The following is a 26,198-nucleotide window of genomic DNA, read 5'->3' as shown; positions in this document are numbered from 1 at the left end:
GGAGAGACCCATGTCCGTCGAATTCATCGGCTTCATCACCAACAACGACGCATCCGAGACCCGCGTGCGCTCCGGCCCGGTGCTCGATCCCAGCTATATCGAGACCGTCGCGAAGGCGCATGAGCTCGCCGGCTTCGACCGCGCGCTGCTCGCCTTCCATTCGACCTCGCCGGACGGCCTGCAGGTCGCCCAGCATGCGCTCGGCGTCACCAAGAAGCTGAAGGTGATGATCGCGCAGCGTCCGGGCTTCACCGCACCGACGGTACTGGCGCGTCAACTTGCCACCATCGAGAATTTCCACCATGGCCGCGTCTCGCTGCATGTCATCACCGGCGGCAATGCCAAGGAGCTACGGCAGGACGGCAATGCGCTCGACGACAAGGACGAGCGCTACGCGCGCACCAGCGAATGGCTCGATATCATCAAGCAGGAATGGACGAGCGAGAAACCATTCGACTATGCCGGCAAATACTATCAGGTTGAGGGTGGTTTCTCGCAGGTGAAGCCGACCGTGCCGATCCACGTGTTCGTCGGCGGCGCGTCGGATGCGGCCATCGACGTGTCGGGCAAGCATGCCGACACCTTCGCGCTGTGGGGTGAATCCTATGCGCAGGTGCGCGACGTCACCGGCCGCGTGCGTGCCGCTGCGGCGAAGTATGGCCGCCCGGCACCGCGCTTCAGCCTGTCGGTGCGCCCGATCATTGCCGACACCGAGGAGAAAGCCTGGGCCAAGGCCGATGACATTCTCGCCCGCGCCACCGCGCTGCAGGACAAGACCGGCTATCGCAAGCCGGCCGATGGCCACGCTACCGCGGGCGCGAAGCGCCTGCTGGCGCTGGCCGAGCAGGGTACCCGCATCGACAAGCGGCTGTGGACCGAGATGGCGGCGCTCACCGGCGCCAACAGCAACACCACTGCGCTGGTCGGCACGCCCGAGCAGGTCGCCGAGGTGTTCGCCGACTATTACGATCTCGGCGTCAGCCATTTCCTGATCCGCGGCTTCGATCCCCTGATCGACGCCATCGATTACGGCCGCGAACTGATCCCGCGCACCCGCGAACTGATTGCGGCGCGTGACGCCGCCAAAGGAGTTGTCGCAGCATGAAACGGCTTGTCCTCGCCGCCGGCCTGATCCTCGCGGCTTTCACAGCCTCGGCACGTGCCGAGACCACGCTGATCGTTGGCGACCAGAAGGGCAATGCGCGCGCCGTGATGGAAGCATCCGGCGTGCTCAAGGATGTGCCCTACAAGATCGAGTGGAAGGAATTTGCCGCGGCAGCGCCGCTGCTGGAGGCGCTCGGCGCCGGTGCACTCGATAGCGGGCTGGTCGGCGATGCGCCCTTCACCTTTGCCGCAGCGGCCAATGTGCCGGTCAAGGCAATCGGTGCGATCCGGCAGACCGGCGATGGTCTCGCCGTGCTGGTGCCGAAGGACTCGACGATCAAGAGCTTCGACGATCTGAAGGGCAAGAAGATCGCCACCGGCCGCGGCTCGATCGGGCATCAGCTCATTCTCGCCGCGCTGGAGAAGAAGGGCTGGACGGCGAGCGATGTGCAGATCGTGTTCCTCGCTCCGTCGGACGCCAAGGTCGCTTATACCCGCGGCTCAGTCGATGCGTGGTCGACCTGGGAGCCTTATGTGAGCCAGGAAGAGGTGCTGTTCCAGTCGCGCGTCCTGCTGAATGCCGAGGGCCTGACATCGGGGCTGAGCTTTGTCGTGGCGACGCCGAATGCGATCCGCGACAAGCATGCCGAGCTCGAGGACTATCTCCGCCGCCTCACCGCAGCCCGCGCCTGGGCGCTGAAGAACGCGGATGCTTACGCGCAGACCTGGGGCAAGCTGATGAACGTGGCGCCGTCGGTGCCGCTGAACTGGCTGACACGCGCAAAAATCCGCATCGCACCGATCGACGATCGCGTCGCCGCGGATGAGCAGAAGACCATCGATCTCTATCTGCGCAGCGGACTGATCAAGCAGAAGCTCGATGCCAATGCGATTGTGGATCGGTCGTTCAACGATGCCATCGGGAAGGGTGCGGGGTTGTAGCATCCCTCTGCACTCTCGACCGTCGTCCCCGCGAAGGCGGGGACCCATAGCCTCCGAGTCCGTAGCTTAAGCTGGCATTCTCCGCAGTGTTCCGATCGCGGCAGTGGTGTCTATGGGTCCCCGCCTTCGCGGGGACGACAGGCGGAGATTGCCGCACCACCCACATCCGTAAATCCACGTATTCCCGGTCTCCCTCCGTCGGCCCACCATCGCCCGGCAACGGAGACCAGCGCAGATGCATCACGGCGATATTTCATCCAGCAAGGACGCGGTCGGCGTCGCCGTCGTGAATTACAAGATGCCGCGGCTTCACACGAAGGCCGAGGTGTTGGCCAATGCGCAGAAGATCGCCGACATGATCGTCGGCATGAAGGTCGGTCTGCCCGGCATGGATCTGGTGGTGTTCCCGGAATATTCGACCCAGGGCATCATGTACGACTCCAAGGAAATGTACGAGACCGCCTCGATCGTACCCGGCGAGGAAACCGAGATTTTCGCGGAGGCCTGCCGCAAGGCCAAGGTCTGGGGCGTGTTCTCGCTGACCGGCGAGCGGCACGAGCAGCATCCGCACAAGGCGCCATACAACACGCTGATCCTGATGAACGACAAGGGCGAGATCGTTCAGAAATATCGCAAGATCATGCCATGGGTGCCCATCGAAGGCTGGTATCCCGGCAATTGCACTTATGTCTCCGAGGGGCCGAAGGGCCTGAAGATTTCGCTGATCATCTGCGATGACGGCAACTATCCCGAAATCTGGCGCGACTGCGCCATGAAGGGCGCCGAACTGATCGTGCGCTGCCAGGGCTACATGTATCCCGCCAAGGATCAGCAGGTGCTGATGGCCAAGGCGATGGCCTGGGCCAACAACACCTATGTCGCCGTTGCCAACGCCTCAGGCTTCGACGGCGTTTATTCGTATTTCGGCCACTCCGCCATCATCGGTTTCGATGGCCGCACCCTCGGCGAATGCGGCGAAGAGGATTACGGCATTCAATATGCGGCACTGTCGAAATCATTGATCCGCGACGCGCGCCGCACCGGGCAGTCGGAGAACCATCTCTTCAAGCTGCTGCATCGCGGCTACACCGGCACGATCAACTCCGGCGAAAGCAACAAGGGCGTCGCGGCGTGTCCGTTCGATTTCTATGCAAACTGGGTCAACAATCCCGACAAGGCGCGCGAGAATGTCGAGGCCTTCACGCGGCCGACGGTCGGTGTCGAGGAATGCCCGATCGAGGGACTGCCACATGAGGGGATGTTGAACGATCGGTGATGAATTCACTGTCATTCCGGGGCGCGTGCGCATCTTTGCGCATGCGAACCCGGAATCTCAAGATGAGTCCCCACTGTTCGGCCCCGTAATTTTAGAGGTGATGAACATTTCGGGATTCCGGGTTCGCGTGCGAAGACGCACGCGCCCCGGAATGACAGTTAGTTTCAAAGCGCCGTCTTGAACGGCGCCACATCGATCCCCGCCGCCTTCAGCCCATCTCGTACATGGCGTCCAAGTTCGACGGCTCCCGGCGTGTCGCCGTGAATGCACACGGTGTCCATCTTCATCTTGATCACCTTGCCAGTGATCGAGATGACTTCCCCGGTCTGTGCCATCTTCACCACACGATCAGCAACCATCACCGGATCATGTAACACCGCGCCGGGCTTCTTGCGCGAGACGAGATTGCCGTTGTCCTCATAGGCGCGGTCGGCGAACACTTCATGTGCCAACGGGAGTCCGGCGGCTTCGCCTGCGGTCACGAGCTTGGAATTCGCCAGCACCACGAAGGTCAGATTGCTGTCGACGGCTTTGATGCCGGCGGCGATGGCGCGGGCGGTCATGTCGTCCTCGCAGGCGACGTTGGAGATCGCGCCATGGGCTTTCACATGGGTGACCTTGTAGCCTTCCATGGCGGCGATCGCCTGCAAGGCGCCGATCTGGTACGCGATCAGGTTCTCGATCTCCAGCGCGGTGAGACCGACGATAGGTCGGCGGCCGAAACCGTGCAGGTCGCGATAGCCCGGATGGGCGCCGATCTTGACGTTGCGCGCCTTCGCGAGCTGTACCGTCTTGCGCATCACGTCGGCGTCGCCCGCGTGATAACCGCAGGCGATGTTCACCGAGGACGCGAGGTCGATCATGGCGGCGTCGTTGCCCATCTCCCACATGCCGAAGCTTTCGCCGAGGTCGCAGTTCAGATCGATGGTCGCCATGGTCGTGCTCTTTCGTAAATAGGGTTCGAAATCAGTCTTGCGCGTCTGCCGGCTGCGGCGCCTGCCACGTCTCGACGTCGATCGCGCTGACTGCGGTGCCAGCGACATTGGCCGATAGCAGCGCCTTGATGTCCAGCATCAGGATGTTGGAATCATGGACACGGCCGGGCAGGCTCTGCAGCAGTTCGGCGAAGGCGCGGTATTCCGCCTGCGCCTCGGCCATGGTGATGGCCTTGAAGCGGAAAGCGCGGCCCGGCTGGGTCTGGCCGAACCGGCCGAGATCCGTCGAGATCACGGTCGCGATTTTCGGATAGCCGCCTGATGTGCCACGGTCGGGCATCAGCACGATGGGCTGGCCGTTGCCGGGTACCTGGATCGAGCCGTTCACGGTGCCGTCGGAAACGATGTTGTGGCCGTGCAGATGTTTGATGACGGGGCCTTCGAGGCGATAGCCCATGCGGTCGCTGGTCGCGGAGATCTTCCAGTCGCTGCTGAGGAACAGCTCTTTGGCGTCACCGAATTCATCGTCCTGCGGTCCAAGCACCACGCGGATCGGACCTTCGGCCGGCGCAGGCAAATCGATGCGCTTCTCGTTGGCGCTGCTTGCAGCCGCCACCAGCAATTCGTCACCGGCCTGCAGCGGGCGCGGATAGGGACTGCCGAGACCGGCGCGGGCGTTCACGGCCAGGCTGCCGAACATCGGCTCGCCGCGTACGCCGCCTTCGATGGCGAGATAGCCGAAGGTGCCGGCGCGGGCGACGCCGAGATTGAGGCTCTCGCCATCGGCCAGCGTGACGGATGTATTGACGTTGAAGGGGGTGCCCGCGATATCGGCCGGCCGTGTCGCGCCGGTCAGCGACACACGCACGGCGCCGCCTTTGGCGGTGAAGACTGAATTGAGCGGGCCGAGTTCAATGGTGGCGGCGAACAGCGTGTTGCCGAGTAGGGCATTGGCGGCGGCCATCGCCAGTCGATCGACGGCGCCCGATGGCACCAGGCCATAGCGCTGTGCGCCGAACCGGCCGACATCCTGCACTGAGGAGCCGGGGCTCACGGAAGTAACGATGAGCTTGCTCATGACGCGATCAGCTCCGCGACGAATGCGCCGGCATCGGCCGCGCGGTCCTGTTCGGCAAAGGTCTTCTCGTCGACGGCGGCGAAGGTGATGGCGTCGCCGGGTTCAAGCAGGAAGATGGGATCGCGGCCGAGCTGATAGGTGCGCACGGCGGTCCGTCCGAGCAGATGCCAACCGCTGGGGCCGGCAAGGCATTGCACGCCGGTCTGGATGCCACCGATGGAGATCGTTCCGGGCGGCGTCAGCAGCCGGGGATTCTGTCGGCGTGACATCTGCATCGAGCTCGGCAGCCCGCTGAGATAGGACCAGCCCGGCGTGAAACCGATCATCGCCACCTTGTAGTCTCCGCCCACATGGCGTGCGACCACTTCGTCCGGCGTGATGTTGAGCGCCTTCGCGACGTCTTCGAGATCGATGCCGTTTTCGCCGCCATAGGCGACCGGGATGCGCCAGCGCCGGGCCGCCTTGGCCTCGGGTAGCGGCTGCAACGCCAGTTCGGTCAGTTTCTCGCCCAGCGCATCGAAGCCGATCTGCAAGGGATCGTAATGCACCAGCAGCGAACGATAGGTCGGCACGGTTTCGGTGACGGCAGCAAGGCCGGCCGACGCGACGAGTTTGTCGAGCGCCAGCACCCGGCGGTTGGCTTCCTCGTCGATGGTGCGGCTGAATTCGACGGTGATGGCAGCATCGCCACTGGGGAGGATGCGGGGCGGGGAGAGAGCTGCGACCATGGCCTCACAACGTCAGTATTGGACGACCATGCATAGCGCGTTTTACCAGCGAGTGGAATTCGCAATCTGAAAATAGCCGTGCATCTTCAATAAATTAATACGCATGTTGGCGATAAGCCGTACTGATCGCAGAGGTTTCATCACATTGCATGGCGCTTTGAAGCACCAGCCCTTGACGCGCTGGCATTCCACCGCAAGATGCGCCGCCGTAAGTCCAATGTCCTGCACCCTCTGACCTGAAGAGCCCTGCGTATGTCCCTGACACCCGAAGCCATTGCCACCCTGTCGAAGGTCACCACCGCGACCATCACCACCGTTCTCCTGAAGAAGGGCCTGCGCAATGTCTGGCTGCGCGGCGCCAAGCCGCTGCGCCCCGGTCAGCCCCGTCTCGTCGGTCCGGCCTTTACGCTGCGTTTTGTGCCGGCGCGCGAGGATCTCGCGACCCCGGAATCGTGGTCGTCGCCGATCTCGACCCGCACCGCCATCGAAGCGATGCCGGAAGGCTGCATCGCCGTGGTCGACGCCATGGGCATCACCGACGCCGGCATCTTCGGCGACATCCTCTGCGCCCGCATGCAGAAGCGCGGCGTCGCTGCGCTGATCACCGACGGCGTGGTGCGTGACATCGAGGGCGTGCTCGGCACCAATCTGCCGGTCTGGTGCGACGGCTATGCTGCTCCGCCGTCGGTTGCCGGCCTGACCTTTGTCGGCTGGGGTGAACCGATCGGCTGCGGCGGCGTTGCCATCTTCCCGGACGACGTCATCGTCGCCGACCAGGACGGCGCTGTCGTGATCCCGAAGGCCTTCCTCGATCTCATCCTCGCCGAAGGCGCCGAGCAGGAGCGCATGGAAGCCTGGATCGTCAACGAGGTGAATAACGGCGCCACGCTGCCCGGCCTGTATCCGATGAATGCCGAGACCAAGGCGCGCTACGCCGCGTCGAAGAAGTAATCAACCAACTCAATACCCTCATCCTGAGGAGCGGCCGCTTGGCCGCGTCTCGAAGGGCGAGGGAGTGTTCATCCCTCATGGTTCGAGACGGCGCTGCGCGCCTCCTCACCATGAGGGCCAGAGATTGGAGACCGTGCCATGAAGCTTTTCCCCGCAGGTTCGCGCCCGACCAAAAGGGCGCCAGAGGAATACTTCACAGGCACGGTCTGGCAGGATCCGGTCATTGTCGCGGAAGCGCCGGCGCGGCTGGTGACATTCCGCGTCAGCTTCGAGCCTGGCGCGCGCACCGCCTGGCACACGCATCCGTTCGGGCAGACGCTCTATGTCATCGCGGGCGTCGGGCGCTTCCAGACCGAAGGTCAGCCAGTCGTCGAGATCAAGCCGGGCGACACCGTCTGGATTCCACCGGGCGAAAAACACTGGCACGGCGCGGCGCCGACCACCGGCATGACCCATATCGCCATGCAGGAAGCGCTCGACGGCAAGACCGCGGACTGGATGGAAAAGGTCAGCGACGAACAATATGCGAAGCCGGTCGGCTAGGACGGCCAGGCATCGCCGGGTACGGGGGCGAGCGCTGGGTTCAAAAGTCTAGCGGCGCGTTGTCCACCACCTCCTTCATGACGAAGAAGGTGCGGGTCTGACGGACGCCGGGCAGCGCGATGAGCTGCGTACCGTGGATACGATTGAAATCGGCCATGTCGCCGACGCGGATTTTCAGGAAATAGTCGAAGTCGCCGGCGACCAGGTGGCAATCGAGAACGAATTTCAGTTTGGCCACCGCCTTTTCAAACACTGCAAAGCTTTCCGGCGTCGAGCGATCGAGCACGACACCGACCATGACAAGCGCGCCGCGGTTGACCTTCTCGGGCGCAATGATGGCACGTGTGTTCCTGATATAGCCTTCGTCAAACAGCTGCTGCGTGCGGCGATGACAGGTGGCGGGACTGACATTCACCTTAGCCGCCAGATCAGCATTGCTCAGACGCCCGTCTTTCTGCAGCAAATGCAGCATGCGAAGTCCGATTTTATCCAGATTTTCTGCCATGAAAGAATCTTCCGAATTTTTGGAAATTAATGCGTCTTACTTCCAGTTTGGATGGGTATGGTACGATATATAGCAGAGCACAGCCATATCTTTGAAAGCACCTTCCGCACCGAAAATGCTAGCTGTAGCGCCAGTTTTCACGACAACAGGTGTCACATGCTCGAAGGCTTCGAACGCTATCCGCTCACCTTTGGACCCACCTATATCGAGAAGCTGGAGAAGCTCTCGGCCCATCTCGGCGGCAAGGTCGAACTCTACGCCAAGCGCGAGGACTGCAATTCCGGTCTGGCCTATGGCGGCAACAAGCTGCGCAAGCTCGAATACATCATCCCCGATGCCATCGCGTCGAACGCCGATACGCTGGTATCGATCGGCGGCGTACAGTCCAATCACACGCGCATGGTCGCCGCCGTTGCAGCCAAGATCGGTATGAAGTGCCGGCTGGTGCAGGAGAGCTGGGTGCCGCATGAGGACGCCGTCTACGACCGTGTCGGCAATATCATGCTCAGCCGGATCATGGGCGCGGATGTGCAGCTCGTCGACGAAGGCTTTGACATCGGCATCCGCCATAGCTGGGAAGAGGCGATCGAAGACGTGAAGGCCAAAGGCGGCAAACCCTACGCCATTCCGGCCGGTGCCTCCGTGCACAAATTCGGCGGTCTCGGCTATGTCGGCTTTGCCGAAGAAGTCCGGGCGCAGGAGAAGGAGCTCGGCTTTGCGTTCGATTACATTGTCGTCTGCACCGTGACCGGCTCGACCCATGCCGGCATGCTGGTGGGCTTTGCGAAGGACGACCGCCAGCGCAGGGTCATTGGTATCGACGCATCTTTCACGCCGGTCCAGACCAAGGCGCAGGTACTTGAGATCGCGCAGAACACCGCCAAGCTGGTCAAATTAGGCAAAGACCTCGTCGAGGATGATGTGGTGCTGATCGAGGACTACGCCTATCCCGTCTATGGCGTGCCCTCGGAAGAAACCAAGGACGCCATCCGTCTCTGCGCGCGCCTCGAGGGCATGATCACAGACCCAGTCTATGAAGGGAAATCGATGCAGGGGATGATCGACCTCGTGCAGAAGGGTTACTTCCCTGAAGGATCCAAGGTGCTCTATGCACATCTCGGCGGCGCGCCGGCGCTGAATGGATACGGCTACGCGTTCCGTAATGGATAGAGGCTGTCACATCGCGTGCGCCGGCTTTGCAGCCGGCGCGCCGATTGCCTCCGGTCACTCGAACCAGCGGTTGACGGTCGCACGGAAACTGCCGTCTTCCTGCATGATGTGCAGCCACTGATCGACGAAGGCCTTCAGCGCCACATCGCGCTGGAGCCAATAGGCCTTCTCGGCAAAATCGAACGGCGTGTCCGGGTGCACAGCGCAGAGCACGCCGCGATGCAGCTTCTGCTGATAGCGGGTCTCTGACGCATCGGTCATCATCAAGTCGGCACGGCCCTGTGCGATCTCGTCGAAGATGCGGGTATTGTCGTTGAAGACGGTGATCTCGGCTGATTTGATATGTGCCCGTGCAAAGCGCTCATTGGTGCCGCCCGGATTCACGATCACCTTGATACCTGGCCGATCGATCTCCGCGAGCGTGCCGAATTTCGCAGTATCGGTGCAGCGCGCGATCGGCGTCTTGCCCTCGCGCATGATGGGGATCGAGAACACACCCTTCTTCTGCCGGTCGAGAGTGATCGACACGCCGCCCATCACCATGTCGAACTGGTCTGCCGCAAAGTCCGCTGACAGTTTTGGCCAGCTGGTCTTCACATAGTCGACCTTGACGCCGAGCGCCTTTCCGAGCGCCTCCGCCATCTCGACGTCGAAGCCCTTGAACGATGTCGTGGTCGGATCGAACGCGCTGAACGGCATGTAGTCGCCGGTCAATCCAACGCGGAGCGTCCCCCGGGCAATGATATCATCGAGGCGGGACGGTGAGGGCACAGGGGCCGGCGTCTGGGCCTGCAAGGGCGCCGCAAGCAGCAGGCAGGCTGCCAGCCAGGCGGCGGTGATCCGGATCATGACGTCTCCCCCGTTTGTATCGCGAAGCGCACCGTTGAGGGGCGCACCGCGTTACGATCAGCTTACAGGGGACGTTGGAGCTTTCAATCGATGAACGCGTCTGCTGGGATCAGTTCACCCGCGTCCAGGTCTGTCCGCCGCAGAACATGCCGCCGAAGGCACAGCCCTGAACACGCAGCGTGTCACTGCCCTTCAGAGCGATGGTCGATTCGTAGGTGCTGCCGCTGTTCGGATCGAAGATCTTTCCCGCCCATTTGTTGTTGCCGGGCTTCATGTTGATCAGTACCTTCTCCCCATTGGCCTCGGTCTTGGCATTCATCGAATAGCCGCACAGATTGGCGCCGCATTGTTCGATGCGAACCTTGCCCTCCTTCTTCTCGGTCATCCAGATGCCGAGCGGCGTTGCCGCCGCGGCAGGCGTAACCGGTGTGGGCGCATCCTGCTTGTTGACTGGATCTGTGGGCGGTGCGTTGGCGATGACCGTAGAGGGCGCAGATTTCTCGGCAGGCGCGGGAGCCGGGGCAGGCTGCGGGGCCACCGCGACGGATGGCGTGACAGGTGTCACCGGAGTTGCCGCCTCTTTTGGGGCGACAACGGGCTTCTGCGTCTCCACAGGCTTGGCCGTCTGTTCGGATCGCGGATTGTTGGGGGCCTGCTCGCGCGTCTCGCGGTCACGCTCGCGCTTGCTGCGCTTGGTGCCATATTCGTAGACGCCGGGAATGGAAACCGAGATGCAGTCCGTCGAATTGCAGTCGCTTGGCGCTTCGATGGTAATGGTGCGACCGCCGATGTCGAACGAGTAGCTGTCGCCGGCCTGAGCGGCGGTGCTGGCCAGCAGGATAGCGGCGAGGGCGAAGAGCGGCTTCATGTGTCCTCCAAAGCGGTTGAAATCCCGCCCCTGAACCGAGCCGCGGATGCGCCGGAACACTGTGATCCGCGTCACTTAGGGGGAATTGCAATTGCTTTGGTGTGTGGCGCCGACTGAAGAAGTGGTTCAATCATGCGCCGGACATATGCCGTTTCAGGCAGCCTGACAGGCCCAAACGCCGCCGCTGGACGGCGGCGGCGTCTTGAAGCCTGGCTTTCGTCAGTAGTCGCTGTAACGCGAGGCGCTGCTGCCCACGGTCATCTGGCTCTTCAGCGTCTCGAAACGATCGCGGGCGGCGCGCTCGCGCCCGTCGATGAAATCGATGATTTCGTCACGCGGCATCGGGCCTGACGAAATCGGCCGCGAACTGCCGATAGTTTCATCGACGAAATACTGGCCGTCGTCGTCGCGGCGTGCGGTCCAGCGAAAGCGGATGGCATCGAGCGGACCCGGACCGAGACGGGAGTAGCCATCGACCTCGAGGGCCTCGGGAGCCGTGGAGGGTGACTCGTGTTCGACGAGCGGCGCTTCGGGCTCGGCGGCGACCATGACGGATACAGTCTCGGTGACCACGGTTTCAGTGACGACGGTAATCGAAGCGGGCTCGGTGTCGCTGTGTTCGGCCACTTGCGATTCCGCTTCCTTGCGGTCGAGAATGCTCGCAATGGCCGCGAGGGCGTGATCGGTCGGATCGTTCTGGGTCATTGAAATGCGCCTCCCCGCAATTACGCAACGTCCACATAGGCCGATATGTAATCGGCTGTGGTTTCATTTTGGTAATCGCTGTGGCTGTTTTTAGGCAGAGATCGGCGGGCGCCTGTCTTTCCAGGGCTGGATCTGCTCGAGTTGCCCGGCCAGACGGAACAGCATGGCCTCGTCGCCGAAATGCGCCGTGAACATCATACCGATCGGCAGGCCTTTGCTGCTCCAGGCCAGGGGCACCGACATGGACGGCTGGCCGGTCATATTGGCCATACTGGTGCCTGGCATGTAGCGGCGCAGCAAAGGCGCCACATGGCCGAGATCGTCCGACATCGTATCGATCTCGCCGATCCTGATCGGCGGTGTGCAGAGCGTCGGCGACAGGAAGATATCGCAGCCGGTAAAGAATTCGGTGACGCTGCGGGAGATCTGGAATGCGTTCTGCAGTCCTGTTACGTAGTCGACTGCGCTTGCCTTGCGGGCATTGTGTGCGCTGCCCAGTGTGAGTTTCTCGAAATCATGCGAGGTCATCGGGCGGCCGAACTTCTTCTCCGCGAGCTGCACGGTAACCGCCGTATTGGCCGACACGATCGCCGCAATCACCTGCGCAGGGTCCAGCGGCAACACCGGCGCGCGTTCTTCGACATGATGACCCTGTGCTTCGAGCAACCTGGCGACATTGCGGACGGCAGCGGCGACTTCGAGATCGATTGCATCGCCATAGGGCGACTTGTCGGTGAAGAAGATGCGCAGCCTGCCGGGACCACGACTGACTTCATCGAGGAAGGGACGTTCCGGTGCGGGCGCCATATAGGGGCTGGTCAGTTCGGGCCCGTGAACAGCATCGAGCATCGCGGCGCTGTCGCGTACGCTGATGCTGACGACGTGGCCGCAGGAAAAGCCGCCCCAGCCTTCGGCCTTGTCAGGACCCGTCGGATTGCGAGCGCGGGTCGGCTTCAGACCGAACACGCCGCAGGCCGAGGCTGGAATACGGATCGAACCTCCGCCGTCGCTGGCATGGGCGACCGGCAGGATCCGCGCGGCCACGGCAGCGGCTGCGCCCCCGGACGAGCCGCCCGATGCATGATCGGTATTCCACGGATTGCGCGTCGGTCCGTGCAGCCGGCATTCCGTCGTCGGCATCAGCCCGAATTCGGGGCTCGCGCTCTTGCCGAATATCGTCAGGCCGGCATTGAGGAAGCGTTGGGCGAGGGTGCCGGTATGATCGGCGACGAAGTCCTTGTAGAGACTGGCCCCGAAGGTCGTGCGCGTGCCATCGAGGAGTTCGAGATCCTTCAGCAGGAATGGCACGCCGGTGAACGGCCCGTCGGGCAACCCCTCGTCGATCTGGCGCTGCGCATAGTCCTCATGGCGCACCACGACAGCGTTGATCCGGGGATTGACGCGCTCGGTGCGCGCCACCGCCTCATCGAGCAGTTCGCGCGGGGTGATCTGCTTGCTGCGCACCAGCCCGGCAAGGCCGAGCGCATCGTGATCGCCATATTCCTTGAATGCCATCGCGGGGTACTCTGGTGAGGACTGCGGCAGTGCTAGCGCGGATCAATCCTCCGCGCCAGCAATCGCCGGTTCAGCCGAACACGTCCGCGTTGACGGCATTTTGCTTGATCGGCTCGCCGTCGAGCACGCTCAGCATGTTGCGCGCGGTCTGCGCGCCCATGCGGTCGAGTGCCTCGCGGGTCACGCCGGCGACATGCGGCGCGATGATCACGTTCGGCAGTTCGAACAGCGCGTGACCGAGCGGCGGCGGTTCCGCCTCGAACACGTCGAGGCCAGCGCCGGCGAGCTTGCCCGAGACCAGCGCGTCATGCAGCGCGGCTTCGATAATGATGCCACCACGCGCGGTATTGATGAGATAGGCCGACGGCTTCATGCGGGCGATCCGCGCAGCGTTGAACAGGCCGGTCGTCTCCGGAGTCTTCGGGCAATGCAGGCTGACAAAGTCGGCGCGCGGCAGGGCCGCGTCGAGATTGCTGACAGGCTCGCAGCCGGCAGCCTTGATTGTATCGGCTGAGACATAGGGGTCATAGACCAGCACGTTCATTTCCATCGCCTGGCAGCGCTTGGCGGTGCGGGTGCCGATGCGGCCGAAGCCAACCACCAGCACGGTTTTGCCGAACAGGTCGAATGGCAGCGCTCCAAAGCGCGATGCCCATTTGCCTTCCTTGACCATGGCGTGCAGTTCGACTGCGCGCTTGGCGAGCGTCAGCATCATGAACAGCGCCTGTTCCGCAACCGAGGGCGAGTTGGCGGTGCCAGCAATCATCAGCGGCACCTTGCGCTTGGACAGCGCCGGCACATCAACCGCGTCGTAGCCGACGCCGATGCGCGCCACCACCTTCATGTCCTTGCAGGCTTCGAGTTCGGACTCGCCGAACCGCGTGGCGCCGAGCGCGGTGCCGTGCACCGGTGCGTGTTGCTCAATCAGCTTGATGTAGTCGGCAGCGGAAATCAGATTGCTGAACTTGACCACTTCGACGTCATCGCGTGCATTGAACAGGTCCATTCCCTGGGTCGACATCGACTCGGTGATCAGAAGTTTCTTCTTGTTGGTCGCCATTTCCACCCCTTGAAGCATTCTACGTTGTTGCGCACCCGCCAGTGGCCACGCGGGCGTTATCTAACAGGCTTGGCTCGATGAGGTCTACCATTGGCGGAGACGTGGCGTGTGGACTTGGCCGTGTTGAAGCCACTATGGTTGCTGATGATCACAAGTGATTTGCTGCGCCGCGAAATTGCGGTGAGGAGACGATGATGACCAGAATGAATTTGCCCAAGCGCACGCATCGACCACTGCGCCATGTGCTGTGCGTCGCCGCCGTTCTGCTGCTCGGAAATTCCGCAGCGGTCCATGCGCAGGGGCTGGTGCAGGGCGTGCAGCAGGGTGCAAGAGACGGCAATCGTGCGGCTGGGCCGATCGGCGGCGTTCTCGGCGGAGCGATCGGCGGCGTCGTGGGCGTTGTCGGCGGCGTCCTAGGTGTGCCTTCGAACAGCAATGTTCGCGGTCCCGTGGGCGGGCAGTCGAGTGCCAAACAAACCAAGGCGGCCAAGAAGGGCAAGAAGGGCGCTCAACCCGCGGCGGAGCCGGAACTGACCGCCGAGCAGATCGTCGCGAGTAGCGACGCCAACACTAGCCGCATCAAGACGTCGCTCAACCTGACGCCGGAGCAGGAAAAGAACTGGGCCGGTTTTAGCAACGCCATGCATACGCTCGGTAATAACGGCGCGGAGCGTCTGAAACTGCGTATCGCCCGCGCCAAGCGCGATCCGCCGGATGACATCATCGAGCAGATGCGCAACGAGGCTCAGTTCCTCAACGACCGGGCCGTCGATCAGCGCGCCGTTGCCGATGCCGCGGAGCCGCTATTCGCAACGCTGGATGACAAGCAGAAGGCGCTGTTCATCCAGGAGATGGTTGGCCTCAGCCGCGAGCGCGGTCTCGACTAATCGCCGCAGAGAGGAACCTCTTGGCCACGGGGACGTTTTTCCTTCATCAGATGAAGGAGACGATCATGGCTGAGAAATTCGATCCCGCACCCCCCGACAAATATGCTGTTGGCGTGAAGGAGGCAGCGCGTGCTGATCGCAAAACGTCTGAGGAACTCAAGACCGGCCTGAAGGACAGTTTCCCGGCTTCGGATCCTGTGAGTGCGACGCAGCCGGACCGGTCGAAACACGATAATGACGACGGCTCCTCGCTCTGGAACAAGATCACGGGCCTCTTCAAATCCTGACGGCGCGCGTGTTGCTGTAATAATTAGTTAACCATGTGCGCTGCACAATCACATCGGGCTTTGACTGATGATGGAGGCTGGCGTTGGCGACCGTGTTCTCTGACAGTGATCTTGAAGCAGCCGATATCCCTGCGGCTTCACGGCGGGGCGATATCTTCACCATCCACGCGACGCGCAACGACCAGAGCATGGTGACGCACCGGATCATTCCGGACGTCGCCGTCGCGCAGGCCCGGACGCTCAACGATGCGGGTTGGCGGGTCAGTATCTCCGGTCTCGGCGGCCGCCGGTTCTCGCCCTCGGAATTTCATCAGTTGCTGACATTCAAACGGATCGGCTGACGATCCCGAATTTGAAACCCCGCCGGTAACACGAGCGGGGTTTTTTGCATGTGCGAACATGGTAGGTTCGCGCCACAAAATCCTCGCAAGTCAAATAAGGTAATTGGCCTAAGGCAATGAGAAAACTAGTGTTCGCAGTTATTGCCTTTATCGGCATCGCTGCCCAATCTTCCGTACATGCAGCGTCGTCCCGGACCGATCAGATGCTCAAACTGTCGCCGGAAACCCGTTTGGAGCAGCGTTGCGATGCGCGTGCGATGGGCTCCGTGGGCCGCGAGCACAAGGGATACAAGCCGGACGAGTTCGTTGCCTACGCGTTTGCCGATCCGGTCATTCGAGGCAACCAGATCAAAGCGCCGGGCGGTGCCATCCGCAGCGGGGGCAAGTGGTACAGGCTGTCCTACGTCTGCGAGACCACTCCTGACGGGCTCGAGGTCAAATCCTTCGCCTATCAGCTCGGCACCGAGGTGCCGCGTAGCGAATGGGACGAACACTATCTCGTGCCACGCTGACTGCCGATGGAGATTGCGGCCGGCCTCACGGTCATGGGTGAACTACAGGGTTCACCATGGCCGGCGGTTTGAAAAAGCGCGACGAAATCTCGTTGAGCAATTCCGTGCTCTGCATTGTTTCCAGGTTCGAGCGCGCACACAGCAACGCTTTGACGGGCGGCAGGTGTGGCAGATAATATTCCTACGCCCAGACAAGTGTAGGCGGAATCATCCGCTTCGGGATCGCGGTGATGCCGATGCCGCTTTCCACAGCCGCCAACTTGGCGTGATAATCGGGACTGTTGAATACGATCTTGTAGGACAGGCCGTGGCGCGTCAGCGTCCGGATCATCAGATCGTCGCCCGGCCAGGTCAGAATCGGGATCGGTGCGCCCGGACTGAGGACGAAGTCCTTTGCGCGCACCCACACGAACTCCTCATCGGCTTCGTTGACGATCAGGTGCGATATCTCGCTGCTCATTTCCGGATTTTCGAGAATGTACGCGATATCGATATAGCCGTCGATCAGGCCTTTGGTGATGCCCACCGAGTTGTCAGTGTGAATGACCAGATCGGCCAGACTTTGGGAGGTCTGATGGCTGAAGAAATCCTGGACGAACAGTGTGCTCAATCCAAACCGGATCGGCTGCGGAAGATTGGCCACGCCGCCAATCCGCAACATCTGGTCGTTGGCTTCCAGAATCCGTCTGGCCTGATGCAGCACCAGCTTGCCGAGCTGGGTAGCCGTCGTGCCGTTGACCGTTTTGGTGAAGAGGTTGCCTCCCACCATGGTCTGAATGCGCTTGATCTGGGAACTGACAGCGGGCTGGCTCAGGCCCAGCCGTTCGGCAGCCTTGGTCAGGCTGCCGGTTTCCGCGATCGCCACCACCGTGCGAACGATCTCGATGGGGATATTGAGCGGCTAATATCGCTTGTGCATTGCGACATTCCAGGGTCGTCGAGCAGATCGATCCATCAACATCTATAGTTGTGTGATGATGAACCGCAATCGAAGAATTTAGATATACTCTAAACTGCGTGAAAAGACGTATCGCGTGGAACTCGCAATCTGGATAATCCTGCCGGAACAAGGTAGCTCAATACGGCGGCGATTCCTTAAGGGCGCAGAGCTTCTTTTAAGCAATTACAGGTTGTCTGTTTCGGCGCTCGGCATGCGTGAAAACGCGATAGTCTGGGCAGGCTGTCATCGGTTTTCGGAGACTGCAGATGTCCGGCACCCGCAGAGTTCATCTGAACGATAACATTCGCACCGAACATCTGAAATGTTCGGGCTGCAGGACCCAAGTTTATCTGATCAAGATCGAGACGGACGACGAGGGCGGTGAAATTCGCACCTTTGGCTGTCCACATTGTGCCACGTCGAAATCGCTGCGTTTGGCGCCGCGCCGGCAACACCTCAAGCCCGCTGAACTCGTTGCGGACCAGGTCGTCTGCTGATCGAACGACTACAGTCGATCGACGCGCAAAAAGAATGCCCAGATGATGGACAGGACGGCGGCGATGACAAGCCATGACGGGTTCATGCAGAATATGTCGCCATAGCGGCACACCTGCATCGCCCATCCGCTGTTGTTGATACTCGCTGCGTAAAAGACACCGGCAGCGACCGTCAGAATGCTCGCGATCATGAACATGGGACGCTCCAATAATATTGGCGCCACACTGTTCTGCATTCTTGAAGCAGCCGTGAATCGAATCGACGAAAGTCGGGGGCTTTGCGCATTTTTGATACGCGCACTCCAGCCCGATACCGTCGCGGATCCGCTTGAGGCTTTGTTAACCGCGAGTCGCCCAGAGTTCCCGATGGGGACATTGCGACGTTGGGGAGGCCCGATTTGGCCAAATACGAAACGACGAAGTACGCGCAGATGCGCCGTTGCCGGATGGCGCATCTCCATGGCGAGTTGATCGACGAGCGATTCAGCGACGATGCCGACAGCGTTTTCGTCAACGGCTATGTTCACGCCGTTCGTCCGGATCTGACCTGCTGGCCACTGCGCTGGACGATCACTGTGGAGCCGTATCCGGTCGAAAGCCGCGTCTTAGCGATGACCGGCTGACCGGCGCACGCATCTCCAAACAAAAGGCCCTCGCTAGCGAGGGCCTTTTGTTTGGAGATCTCTGCAGCGATCAGTAGCGCGCGACCGACGGGCCGCCGAAATGATAGTTCAGTCCGCCGCGTACCGTATTGGTCTTCAGGTCGATATCGTGGGCAATGATACCGGTTGCAGCGCCTGGTCCGGTGAAGGTCGGAGCCGAGACCGATTGCTTGCCGAAATCGGTATGGAGATATTCGACCTTCGCCGACCAGTTTTTGGTGAACGCGTGTTCGATGCCGGCGCCGATGGTCCAACCTGCCACAGTCTTTGACAGTGACGCGGTTTCGTTCTGGCCAGTCGTGTCGGTTAGCGAGGAGGCGAAATTCAACTCGGTGAGCGCGAGGCCGCCGGTTGCGTAGAAAAGCGTACGATCGACCGTGTAACCAACGCGCGGGCGCAGCGTAACCAGCCAATCACTCGTTACGGAATTTGTGGCGGTGAACGAACCGCCGGCCGGGAAGGGCGCGGTGAAACCGCGCGACTGCTTCAGGCCGAAATAGTTCGCGTCGGCCTCGACGCCAAACAACCAGCGGTCCACCTGATGATTGTAGCCGACCTGACCGCCGCCAGTGAAGCCATCGGGATTGAGCCGCGGCGAGGCAGCCGCAATCGCCTGCTGGTTTGCGATCGGCGCGGTGCCATTGACGAAAGCATTGGAGACGTTGCTCTGGCCCCAGGAACCGCCGGCGTTGCCGCCGACATACCAGCCGCCCCAGCTATAACCTGCCTCGGTCGCCCCGGGCGTCTTGGTCCAGACGCGCGACTGCAGGTCGGCGGCAGCGGCATTCACCGCGCCCGACGCTGCGATGATCGCGGCCAGCCAAAGCGTTCGCATCCAGGACCTTCCATCGCTCTGAAGATATTGAGCGAATTCGACACAAGCTTTAGCTGGAAACGCTGACCTTGGCTGTCACCGGTGGGCAACAGAAGCAGAACAATACCTGAGTACGGCAGCAAAAAGCCCGGCCGTTGGGCGGCCGGGCTTTCCGTAACTTTGTGGGATCAGTAGGCGCAGACGTTGACCGTCCGGACGCGCGGCCCACGGCGGGTTTCCACGACGCGGCGCTGCAAGCAGCCATCGGTCAGGCCGCCGACATAGAAGGTGGGCCCGCCGTAGAAGGCGTGGTGACCATAGCCGCCCCATCCGCCGTGCCAGCCGCCAACGTGCCAGCCATGGGCCGACGCGGCGCTGGGGGCGAGGGCGGCCGCACCGAGCGAGGCTGCAGCGATCAGTCCGAGGGTAACTTTGCGAAACATAGATCTTCTCCATTGGGTGGGCGCGCGAGCGCTTTGCTGTGTCCCTGCCCATCAGTCGCTGCCCTCGTCGGGCGCGTTCAAAGCGGTTCTGGAGAATCGTGTTTCAGTCTTGTTTCGTCGGAGACAGCTTTCATCGAAGCCGTGTCTCTCGATCAGGGCAGCGCAGTGGCTGCAGGCGCACCGACTAGCTGAGTTGCGAGATGGCTGAGCGGCGGTGTCGCAAAAATCGTCGCGCGCTTAGAAGCGGGCGCGGTAACCGTCATAGGCGTGAGCGGCCAGAATGCCGGCGCTGAGAAATCCGAAGAGTGCAGTGACGGTCTCAATCATCGTGGTGGTCCTTATTCCCCCGCGAACTACAGACGGCACGGGGGGCCGCACAGTCAAAGAGATTCGCGGTCGGCTTTTCATTCGGAGCTGTAGTGATGCGTCGTTGCAACATTTTACGCGGTTGCGCGGAGCGATCGCGGCGCAACGGCGATGACAATGCGGCGCCGGCGAGGCGATGCCAGCCCGGCGCAGGGTTAACGGGCGCTGAAGGCGTATCTGCGCGGGCATGATGAGGCGACATGGGGGATGACCGAGTCGCAGCAGTTCACCTCAGTGGATTTTTTGCTTACATACGCTTCAAGGAATCGCGCCGGTTGTCTCGCTCCCCGAGCCGCAGGATCGGACGTCGCAAGTGAGGATCTCCAGTGGCCGATACGTTCAACAACGAGATCAATGTCGGGCCGCCCCCTGTGCCGCTGCGCAAGCGCAGGTCGTTCGGCCCGTTCGGAGTTGTCGCCGTGCTGTTGATCCTCGCTGGCGGCGGTGGATATCTCTGGCTGAACTACCACGACGCACTGACCGACATGGCACAGGCGGTGACAGGAAGCACTGGCCCCAGAGAGAGCGCCCCGGTGTTGGCGAGCGCGGCGGAGGGCAGCGTCAGCGCGACTGATTTCGCAGCGTTCCAACAGCAGACCGGAAGCTCGATCCAGGCTGCTACCGAACTGCTGACGGCGCAGCAGACAGAGTTGAAGCGCCTGTCCGATCAGATCCAGGGCCTCACGACCCAGGTCGTTGGCCTAACCGCCAAGATCGATACGCTGCAGGGCAGGGGCGTTCTCGCCCCGCCGGCTCCAGCCGCTGCGGCGCCAGCGCCCATGGCCGCAGCTCCGGCTGCGCCAGTGGCCGCGCGCCCGGCACCCACGGCGCCGCGCAAGCGACCCGCCGATCGTCCCGCCGGTGCCATCTCGGTCGGCGGCGCTCCGCTCCCGGCGGCGGCGCAGCCACCGCGTTAGTCCCGATCCTCAAAGTTGCCTAGCGCGTCCCGGGTCGCCGTGCCCTCCTCGGCGGACGATGGCGGCTGAGATCGGGCGGTCCGCCGATGACCTTGGTCTTCACGAATTCGCATTTCGGACAGGCGAAGGTGCACTTGTCGCTGCCGCCGGGATCCGGCTCGCTTCGCAGCAACGCCATTCGCGCCCGGCACATCGCGCAGCGCGGCGGCTTGAGAGCGCCGAGTGTTTCAGCGGGCGTCGTTGGCTCGGATTGATCGATCATGTCGTCCGACAGAGGATGATGCGGCAAATGGCGGAAAGGGTGTCTGTCAATCTGCACTGAAAAATCAGCGTTTTCTGGTCCCGTTTATCAAGAAACTACGGTCTGGGCCAACGGGGCAGGCGGAGGGACCGTGGCTTCGACAAGCCCGATCTTATGTGATTCTTACTTCCCCTTTTGCTCACAGCGCGGGGCTGAGATGGACCGCAAACTTCCTACGCAACTACCGGTGTTGAGCACCTTTTGGGGGCGTGATAGCTGTGCGAGATGACATCGCAAGTTCTGCTTGGTGAGGAGCCGGCCGCTCGGAATCCGCATATTTGGCCGCTACTGGCCGGATTGCGGTTCTTTTTTGCGGCTTGGGTACTGTTCGACCACACTTATAATTTTGGCCCCGCTGACCGTGCCATGCCCATCTTTACGAAGAGTGGCCTTGTCGCGGTCATGTGCTTCTTCGTAATCTCCGGGTTCAGCATTCACCATTCGATCGTTAATCGGCCGAATGGATATGGAGCTCGCCGGTTCTGGCGTATCGCGCCGATCAACGTGCTTGCGGTCGTGATTGGGTGGATTGCCTATGTCGGGCTCGGACTGTCTGGCGGCTATGGCACGCCTCCTGTCCCGCCGGGCGCCTTGAAATGGATTGGATCCTTGCTTCTTTTGGAATGCGTGGTGCCCGTCACCATCCACTTCCTTTTCCCCGCATGGTCCCTGTCGATCGAGGTCTTGTTTTACTTCGCGGCTCCGACGCTACTGAAGCTTCGAAATAGCTTTGTGATCCCGGCGGCTGCTTTTGTGTCTGCGGCGCTCTTTGTGCGGTGGCCTTACATCCATGACGTTTACATTGCGGAGCCGTCCTACCTTGTCTCGGCCGCGGCTCTGCTATGGGCATGGCTCGCCGGATGGTTAGCCTATTCCTATGCCCGCAGCCGTTTCATGGTAGCGGCTTTCGGACTGGCGGGTCTGCTCAGTTTCTGGACCCAGGCAAAATACTTCGGAATTGTCGACTTCACCTCAGGCGCCGCGAATGTTCTGGCCTGGTTGCTCACGCTTTGGGTGGTCTTTTTTGACGTGGGAATAGCGGTCGGCGACAGGGCAAAGTCCGTTCTGAACTACCTAGGGGAGATCAGCTTTCCACTCTACTTGATCCATTATCCGGTGCTTTTTGCGCTCACGAGCTCCGTTTTCAAGACGCATCCGGATTGGAATTACGGAATTGTGCAGGTCGTGATCGCGCTTGTCTGCGCCGTCCTTACTTTCCATCTGGTTGATCGCCCGTTGCGTTTCGGCCTCAAGCGGGCCCAGCGGCCAGACATTTCCTCCAGTCAGCATAGACTCCCAGCAAGGGCCGAAGTCTGATCGACCGGCGGGTTTTACGATGATCGAAGTTTTCGAAGTGCTGCTCGGGCTTGTCGTCGCCTATATCGTCATTGCAGAGATCCGGAGGCGGATGCTCAGGTAAATGGCGCGGGACCAGAGCCGCGCGCGCTGTGTCACTCACGCGCTATGAGCGCTGAATCGCAGCTAATTCATTGAAATCGCCCGCACCAGTTCATCCACAAGTTCAAGGTGCGGGCGAGTAAGTCATTGATAGTCAGCGTGTTCTCAGAGGGCGAGTCCGCGGTGGGCCACAGCCAAATGGGAACACACCCGCGCCGAAGCGTGAACGTCAGGCGGCTTTCGCGAAAGCCTTGATCTCTGCCATCAATTGCTCTGGCGCTTCCCTCTCGCAAATCTCGTCATGGGTCTCGATTACGCGTGCTCGAACAAGCAGGCCGGCCGCAGTGACCGGTTTGATCTTGAGGATTTTCTTGCCCAGTCGCCCGGTTTTTTCAGATGCTCGATTCCAGCGATCGTAAGCCGTGCCGCGACCGATCTCGTCGCTGGTAGCAGCATACACATCCATCCATTCCTGCCAGCGTTCGAGCGAGGCGTTGCGGCATGCATCGGCATCGACGTTTTTGGCAATGATGGTCTCGATCCGCCCGCGGACCCGGTTGGACGTCTCCCGCTTATCAATCCAGATCGGCCGTAGCAGATCATGAATGTGGCTCGGCAGGATCTCGCCAATTCGCAGGTGTCCGATGGTTGGATAGGCGTAAGCCTTCAGCGACGACGGCCACTGTGCCGCATGCTTGGGGCTCCACTTCGCCTCGTTGTCCTTGATGTATTGCTCGGCGCATTCGCGAAACGTCGGCGCTGCGGTGATCGCTTCGACAGCCTTCAGTTCCTCACGGGCGGATCTCTTGGCCTGGACGATGTCGATGCCTGCGCGCACCTGCTGGCGGGCGGTGTCGCGCTTGATGCGCGCTTCCTTCAGCGAGACATCCCGGAGTGAGCCGAGGCCGTACCACCGCTCCTTGCCCTTGAACCAGTAGCGATACGACCAATTCCGCGACGTGGCGCTCGCAACGACGAGGTATAGACCGTCGCCGTCAGCGTGTTTTCCGGGCGTGATTTGCCGGGCGACATCGAGGGGTTTGAGCTTCCCAGCCATACCTGTTCTCCGATCAGAACCGTCCGCCAAACTCACGGGGAAAAACCACGAACACAGTGCTGATTTTGACGAACCAGAGCGAATGAGTAATGAGTAAAGACACCCGCCGGATTAACTCACTGATTTTATTGTGGTATCCGTACAGCAGCGAACAACTGCGAACAGGGTACTGGCGGAAAGGGTGGGATTCGAACCCACGGTACCCTTGCAGGCACGGCGGTTTTCAAGACCGCTGCCTTAAACCACTCGGCCACCTTTCCGTCGTGGGACAGCGCTTAGCAAAGCGGCCTGCCGAGGGAAAGAGAGGATTGCGCCGGGGCGGCTGTCCGGGGCTGAAATCATCGGCACGGGGATTCCCTCGGGCCGGTCGGTGCGGGGCGCCGGGCGTGCTAAGCACAGCCTGACGATTCTGAGGACGGAGACCAACATGGCAAACCCGACACCGCGCGCCGACGCCTTGCGTGCGATGCGCGAGGCCAAATTCGAAGCCGCGCAGCGGCTGATCAAGGAGGCCGGCAAGGCCGCCGCGCCCGCAGAGAGCAAGCCCGCGCCTGCGGCGAAGAAGGTGGCTGCCGCGAAGCCTGCCGGGAAGCCGGCTGTCGAGGTTCCGGCGGTCGAGACGCAGGGGTCAGGGCCTCAGACTGCGGACGTGCCGCCGGTCGAAGCTCCGGTTGCCGAAGCCAAACCTGCAAAGATCACGGCACCTAAAGAAAAGCCGGCCAAGGCAGAGGCGGCCAAGCGCGCTGCCAAAAAGACCGCTACCAAAAAGAGTTCCGCCAAGAAGGGCTAGCGGCCAGCGGCATTCCGCCCGGAATGCAGGGCGGACCGAGCCTAGATTTCGCCTGAGATCGCGCCTATATCTGGTTCGTCGCAAGACGATGGCGCTGAACCTCTCAATGGACTGCGGGCAGACCCGGGGGCAGTACCCGGCGCCTCCACCTCAGCAGCTCGCGATCTCATCCAGGTGAGGTCGATTTCGCCGGATGGTGAAATGCACGGGCTGCTCAGGCGGGGGCGAAACAGGATCGATGGCCGCGAAGAAGTTGTGAATTGTGCTCGGCATGATACCGCCGTTATCGGGTCAAAACCTAAATGCAAACGATAACGTTCGCATGAACGAAGTGCGCCTCGCGGCGTAACCGTTCGGGGTAGGTCCACCTTGCAACAGAACGGCCATGGCCGCGTCAACTTTCGGGTTGGCGCGGCTTTTAATTTGCCGAGTGCTTCCAGTTTGTAGTGTCGGAGAATGGCGCTTCCGTGCGCTCAGTGCCTGGTCTTGCCGGTCTGCAAGAACGGCTGCCGCGCAGTTTCGTGCTTCTGATAGAGTTCGAGCCAGCGCCGGTCTTCGGCATGGGCCCATTGTTCGAGCGAGATCCCAGGCGGGCGGGCGTGACCGATGGTGCCGTCAAGGCGGGTGAATTCCGCAGTCTCTTCCACGGTCAGCCCGATCAGCACCCGGATGCCCTGGTCATTCAACTCATAGCTGTCGTCATCGTCGATCATGCCGGCAATTGAGCAAGGCTGCGGGTGCGGTCAATGCAATTACCGGTTTAACCTAACCAATCAACCTTACCGGCAGCATATGCGTCTGAGTCGGTAGGCATCCATCGTCACGATGCGATGGTGCCCCGCTTTGCTGCCAGCTCACTCCGCGTCATTACGAAGCGCCGCGCGCCGAGGCTATGCTTGCCGTGGACGCACAAATTATAGCCGAAGCCACGACGCAATTTTAACAGAATGCATGCTCACATTCAGTGTCGTTCGGTCGATGCAATGGAGCAGGCAATGGCACGCAATTTCGGCGTTCCCCGACAGTTCCGCCCGCGGGCGCAGGCGCCCGTCTGGCCGCTATGGGTGATGGCTTTCGCGGTCGTCACCGTGATCAATGCAGCGACATTCCTTCCGCACTAGCGGGAGCAGGTGGCTGCTCACTCGACGCTGCAGCATTCGGCAGGCGCCACGACCCGAGCACATAGAGCTTCATGCTGTTGCGGAAGCGCGATGTGACGACGGTGAAGATGGCTTCGGGATGTTCGGCCCAGATGGCGATCTGGTAGAGCGTCACGATCAGGTGGCCATCGCGAAACCTGTACTCTCCCGCACCGGTTATTCCGCCGCAATCCGTCCTTGAAACGTCCATCTCCATCCCCAACATCCCGCCGCAAGAGTCCCGCCAGGAATCGCGTCAGCGCGTTCCGCTATCAAATCCAAATCATGCGCGATCGTTCAACTAACAAATAGTTGAAACGGACGGGGGAGCGAGTTGCGGAAATTAATCTCCGTTAGCGGCGGGCCGCAAATTCAAAACAAACCGCAGCGGGGATCTTAAAAATCATCATGTATTGCTGTGCCCAACGAGAATGCCGGGGGCTTTGTGGTGATCGAGACCTTGTTGTTGCTGAGTGTTGTTGCCGGTGTCGGCGGCCTGCTGGTGCAGGTCTATCGCTGGCGTCAGGACGTGCTGTACGGCCCGTATATCCGCCGCGAGTGGTACGATTGATCGTGCGAGACGTAACTTGAGGGAGAACTCCGCGCGCCGTGGCGGCG

At 61.4% G+C, this 26,198-nt stretch carries 32 protein-coding genes, 1 tRNA gene and 1 other RNA gene; 17 read left to right on the top strand and 17 right to left on the bottom strand.

Annotated elements, in window-relative coordinates; all coding sequences use genetic code 11:
- The first annotated feature begins 10 nt into the window (after positions 1-10).
- The 3 genes from AB8A23_RS20920 (at position 11) to AB8A23_RS20910 (ending at position 3,322) form a co-directional block, all read left to right on the top strand.
- Positions 11-1,105 (top strand): LLM class flavin-dependent oxidoreductase, encoded by a 1,095-nt coding sequence (locus AB8A23_RS20920; protein ID WP_439058350.1) that lies wholly within the window; start codon positions 11-13, stop codon positions 1,103-1,105.
- Positions 1,102-2,046, top strand: coding sequence for an ABC transporter substrate-binding protein (locus AB8A23_RS20915; RefSeq protein ID WP_439058351.1), 945 nt, complete (start codon positions 1,102-1,104; stop codon positions 2,044-2,046). Before AB8A23_RS20920 ends, AB8A23_RS20915 begins: the two co-directional genes overlap by 4 nt.
- 235 nt (positions 2,047-2,281) lie before the next feature.
- A complete protein-coding gene (locus tag AB8A23_RS20910; protein ID WP_439058352.1) occupies positions 2,282-3,322 on the top strand; it encodes an aliphatic amidase in 1,041 nt (346 codons plus the stop codon).
- 164 nt (positions 3,323-3,486) lie between these two features.
- On the opposite strand, the gene AB8A23_RS20905 is transcribed toward AB8A23_RS20910, so the two are convergent.
- The 3 genes from AB8A23_RS20905 to pxpB are packed head-to-tail and all read right to left on the bottom strand — an operon-like array spanning position 3,487 to position 6,063.
- Complete coding sequence (locus AB8A23_RS20905; protein WP_439058353.1) at positions 3,487-4,257, bottom strand: LamB/YcsF family protein; 771 nt, start codon at positions 4,255-4,257, stop codon at positions 3,487-3,489.
- A 31-nt stretch (positions 4,258-4,288) separates the two neighbouring features.
- Positions 4,289-5,335, bottom strand: a complete 1,047-nt coding sequence (locus AB8A23_RS20900; RefSeq protein ID WP_439058354.1) for a biotin-dependent carboxyltransferase family protein — start codon at positions 5,333-5,335, stop codon at positions 4,289-4,291.
- Positions 5,332-6,063 carry a 5-oxoprolinase subunit PxpB gene (pxpB, locus tag AB8A23_RS20895; RefSeq protein WP_439058355.1) on the bottom strand — a complete coding sequence of 244 codons (732 nt, stop codon included), beginning with the start codon at positions 6,061-6,063 and terminating at the stop codon, positions 5,332-5,334. Before pxpB ends, AB8A23_RS20900 begins: the two co-directional genes overlap by 4 nt.
- Positions 6,064-6,315: 252 nt before the next feature.
- Here pxpB and AB8A23_RS20890 point away from each other — a divergent pair, with 252 nt between their 5' ends.
- Entirely contained in the window at positions 6,316-7,014 is a 699-nt protein-coding gene (locus AB8A23_RS20890) for a ribonuclease activity regulator RraA (RefSeq protein WP_089264363.1), read from the top strand.
- Between the two features lie 138 nt (positions 7,015-7,152).
- Entirely contained in the window at positions 7,153-7,557 is a 405-nt protein-coding gene (locus AB8A23_RS20885; protein WP_175369088.1) for a (R)-mandelonitrile lyase, read from the top strand.
- Positions 7,558-7,597: 40 nt separating this feature from the next.
- Here AB8A23_RS20885 and AB8A23_RS20880 read toward each other — a convergent pair whose 3' ends face one another.
- On the bottom strand, positions 7,598-8,062 hold the full coding sequence (locus tag AB8A23_RS20880) for an Lrp/AsnC family transcriptional regulator (protein ID WP_089264361.1): 465 nt from the start codon (positions 8,060-8,062) through the stop codon (positions 7,598-7,600).
- Positions 8,063-8,218: 156 nt separating this feature from the next.
- On the opposite strand from AB8A23_RS20880, the gene AB8A23_RS20875 reads away from it, so the two are divergent.
- Positions 8,219-9,232 (top strand): 1-aminocyclopropane-1-carboxylate deaminase, encoded by a 1,014-nt coding sequence (locus AB8A23_RS20875; protein WP_439058356.1) that lies wholly within the window; start codon positions 8,219-8,221, stop codon positions 9,230-9,232.
- Positions 9,233-9,286: 54 nt separating this feature from the next.
- On the opposite strand, the gene AB8A23_RS20870 is transcribed toward AB8A23_RS20875, so the two are convergent.
- From AB8A23_RS20870 to AB8A23_RS20850, 5 genes are all read right to left on the bottom strand, one after another.
- A complete protein-coding gene (locus AB8A23_RS20870) occupies positions 9,287-10,081 on the bottom strand; it encodes a transporter substrate-binding domain-containing protein (RefSeq protein ID WP_439058357.1) in 795 nt (264 codons plus the stop codon).
- 109 nt (positions 10,082-10,190) lie between these two features.
- A complete protein-coding gene (locus AB8A23_RS20865; protein ID WP_439058358.1) occupies positions 10,191-10,949 on the bottom strand; it encodes a DUF2147 domain-containing protein in 759 nt (252 codons plus the stop codon).
- 219 nt (positions 10,950-11,168) lie between these two features.
- Entirely contained in the window at positions 11,169-11,654 is a 486-nt protein-coding gene (locus AB8A23_RS20860; RefSeq protein ID WP_089264357.1) for a hypothetical protein, read from the bottom strand.
- Positions 11,655-11,744: 90 nt separating this feature from the next.
- Entirely contained in the window at positions 11,745-13,169 is a 1,425-nt protein-coding gene (locus AB8A23_RS20855) for an amidase (protein WP_439058359.1), read from the bottom strand.
- A 70-nt stretch (positions 13,170-13,239) separates the two neighbouring features.
- A complete protein-coding gene (locus tag AB8A23_RS20850) occupies positions 13,240-14,229 on the bottom strand; it encodes a hydroxyacid dehydrogenase (protein WP_439058360.1) in 990 nt (329 codons plus the stop codon).
- A 203-nt stretch (positions 14,230-14,432) separates the two neighbouring features.
- Here AB8A23_RS20850 and AB8A23_RS20845 point away from each other — a divergent pair, with 203 nt between their 5' ends.
- The 4 genes from AB8A23_RS20845 to AB8A23_RS20830 all read left to right on the top strand — a co-directional run bounded on the left by AB8A23_RS20845 (position 14,433) and on the right by AB8A23_RS20830 (position 16,256).
- Complete coding sequence (locus tag AB8A23_RS20845; protein ID WP_086937017.1) at positions 14,433-15,116, top strand: Spy/CpxP family protein refolding chaperone; 684 nt, start codon at positions 14,433-14,435, stop codon at positions 15,114-15,116.
- 65 nt (positions 15,117-15,181) lie between these two features.
- Positions 15,182-15,403: a hypothetical protein gene (locus AB8A23_RS20840; RefSeq protein WP_439058361.1), complete on the top strand. Its 222-nt coding sequence runs from the start codon at positions 15,182-15,184 to the stop codon at positions 15,401-15,403.
- 83 nt (positions 15,404-15,486) lie between these two features.
- Positions 15,487-15,744, top strand: coding sequence for a hypothetical protein (locus AB8A23_RS20835; RefSeq protein WP_089264353.1), 258 nt, complete (start codon positions 15,487-15,489; stop codon positions 15,742-15,744).
- A gap of 203 nt (positions 15,745-15,947) precedes the next feature.
- On the top strand, positions 15,948-16,256 hold the full coding sequence (locus tag AB8A23_RS20830; protein WP_439058362.1) for a DUF930 domain-containing protein: 309 nt from the start codon (positions 15,948-15,950) through the stop codon (positions 16,254-16,256).
- A gap of 181 nt (positions 16,257-16,437) precedes the next feature.
- On the opposite strand, the gene AB8A23_RS20825 is transcribed toward AB8A23_RS20830, so the two are convergent.
- Entirely contained in the window at positions 16,438-17,121 is a 684-nt protein-coding gene (locus AB8A23_RS20825) for a LysR family transcriptional regulator (RefSeq protein ID WP_439058363.1), read from the bottom strand.
- A 341-nt stretch (positions 17,122-17,462) separates the two neighbouring features.
- Between AB8A23_RS20825 and AB8A23_RS20820 the strand changes: the two genes are divergently transcribed.
- Positions 17,463-17,693: a hypothetical protein gene (locus AB8A23_RS20820; protein ID WP_093758589.1), complete on the top strand. Its 231-nt coding sequence runs from the start codon at positions 17,463-17,465 to the stop codon at positions 17,691-17,693.
- 8 nt (positions 17,694-17,701) lie between these two features.
- Here AB8A23_RS20820 and AB8A23_RS20815 read toward each other — a convergent pair whose 3' ends face one another.
- Positions 17,702-17,890 (bottom strand): hypothetical protein, encoded by a 189-nt coding sequence (locus AB8A23_RS20815; protein WP_089264349.1) that lies wholly within the window; start codon positions 17,888-17,890, stop codon positions 17,702-17,704.
- 201 nt (positions 17,891-18,091) lie between these two features.
- Between AB8A23_RS20815 and AB8A23_RS20810 the strand changes: the two genes are divergently transcribed.
- Positions 18,092-18,316: a hypothetical protein gene (locus AB8A23_RS20810; RefSeq protein ID WP_068731744.1), complete on the top strand. Its 225-nt coding sequence runs from the start codon at positions 18,092-18,094 to the stop codon at positions 18,314-18,316.
- A 70-nt stretch (positions 18,317-18,386) separates the two neighbouring features.
- Here the strand turns inward: AB8A23_RS20810 and AB8A23_RS20805 are convergent, their stop codons facing one another.
- Together AB8A23_RS20805 and AB8A23_RS20800 are read right to left on the bottom strand one after the other, a co-directional pair.
- Positions 18,387-19,190, bottom strand: a complete 804-nt coding sequence (locus tag AB8A23_RS20805) for an outer membrane protein (RefSeq protein ID WP_439058364.1) — start codon at positions 19,188-19,190, stop codon at positions 18,387-18,389.
- A gap of 167 nt (positions 19,191-19,357) precedes the next feature.
- Entirely contained in the window at positions 19,358-19,612 is a 255-nt protein-coding gene (locus AB8A23_RS20800; RefSeq protein ID WP_175369082.1) for a hypothetical protein, read from the bottom strand.
- A gap of 692 nt (positions 19,613-20,304) precedes the next feature.
- Here AB8A23_RS20800 and AB8A23_RS20795 point away from each other — a divergent pair.
- Together AB8A23_RS20795 and AB8A23_RS20790 are read left to right on the top strand one after the other, a co-directional pair.
- Complete coding sequence (locus AB8A23_RS20795) at positions 20,305-20,895, top strand: hypothetical protein (RefSeq protein WP_439058365.1); 591 nt, start codon at positions 20,305-20,307, stop codon at positions 20,893-20,895.
- Between the two features lie 526 nt (positions 20,896-21,421).
- Entirely contained in the window at positions 21,422-22,513 is a 1,092-nt protein-coding gene (locus AB8A23_RS20790) for an acyltransferase family protein (RefSeq protein ID WP_439058366.1), read from the top strand.
- 310 nt (positions 22,514-22,823) lie between these two features.
- Here the strand turns inward: AB8A23_RS20790 and AB8A23_RS20785 are convergent, their stop codons facing one another.
- Both AB8A23_RS20785 and AB8A23_RS20780 read right to left on the bottom strand, forming a co-directional pair.
- Positions 22,824-23,651 carry a tyrosine-type recombinase/integrase gene (locus tag AB8A23_RS20785; RefSeq protein WP_439058367.1) on the bottom strand — a complete coding sequence of 276 codons (828 nt, stop codon included), beginning with the start codon at positions 23,649-23,651 and terminating at the stop codon, positions 22,824-22,826.
- A gap of 170 nt (positions 23,652-23,821) precedes the next feature.
- A tRNA-Ser gene (locus AB8A23_RS20780) sits at positions 23,822-23,911 on the bottom strand.
- Positions 23,912-24,078: 167 nt separating this feature from the next.
- Here AB8A23_RS20780 and AB8A23_RS20775 point away from each other — a divergent pair.
- Both AB8A23_RS20775 and ssrA read left to right on the top strand, forming a co-directional pair.
- Positions 24,079-24,441, top strand: coding sequence for a histone (locus AB8A23_RS20775; RefSeq protein WP_439058368.1), 363 nt, complete (start codon positions 24,079-24,081; stop codon positions 24,439-24,441).
- Between the two features lie 38 nt (positions 24,442-24,479).
- Positions 24,480-24,832: a transfer-messenger RNA gene (gene ssrA / locus AB8A23_RS20770) on the top strand.
- A gap of 82 nt (positions 24,833-24,914) precedes the next feature.
- Here ssrA and AB8A23_RS20765 read toward each other — a convergent pair.
- Both AB8A23_RS20765 and AB8A23_RS20760 read right to left on the bottom strand, forming a co-directional pair.
- Positions 24,915-25,154 carry a hypothetical protein gene (locus AB8A23_RS20765; protein ID WP_439058369.1) on the bottom strand — a complete coding sequence of 80 codons (240 nt, stop codon included), beginning with the start codon at positions 25,152-25,154 and terminating at the stop codon, positions 24,915-24,917.
- 379 nt (positions 25,155-25,533) lie between these two features.
- Positions 25,534-25,791: a hypothetical protein gene (locus AB8A23_RS20760; protein WP_439058370.1), complete on the bottom strand. Its 258-nt coding sequence runs from the start codon at positions 25,789-25,791 to the stop codon at positions 25,534-25,536.
- A 237-nt stretch (positions 25,792-26,028) separates the two neighbouring features.
- Here AB8A23_RS20760 and AB8A23_RS20755 point away from each other — a divergent pair, with 237 nt between their 5' ends.
- On the top strand, positions 26,029-26,151 hold the full coding sequence (locus AB8A23_RS20755; protein WP_276509758.1) for a hypothetical protein: 123 nt from the start codon (positions 26,029-26,031) through the stop codon (positions 26,149-26,151).
- Positions 26,152-26,198: the final 47 nt, after the last annotated feature.

The sequence above is a fragment of the Tardiphaga sp. 619_E2_N8_4 genome, assembly GCF_051810905.1.
GTDB lineage: Bacteria > Pseudomonadota > Alphaproteobacteria > Rhizobiales > Xanthobacteraceae > Tardiphaga > Tardiphaga robiniae.
Note: the sequence above shows the minus strand (reverse complement) of the source record. Positions and strands in the feature narration are given on the sequence as shown.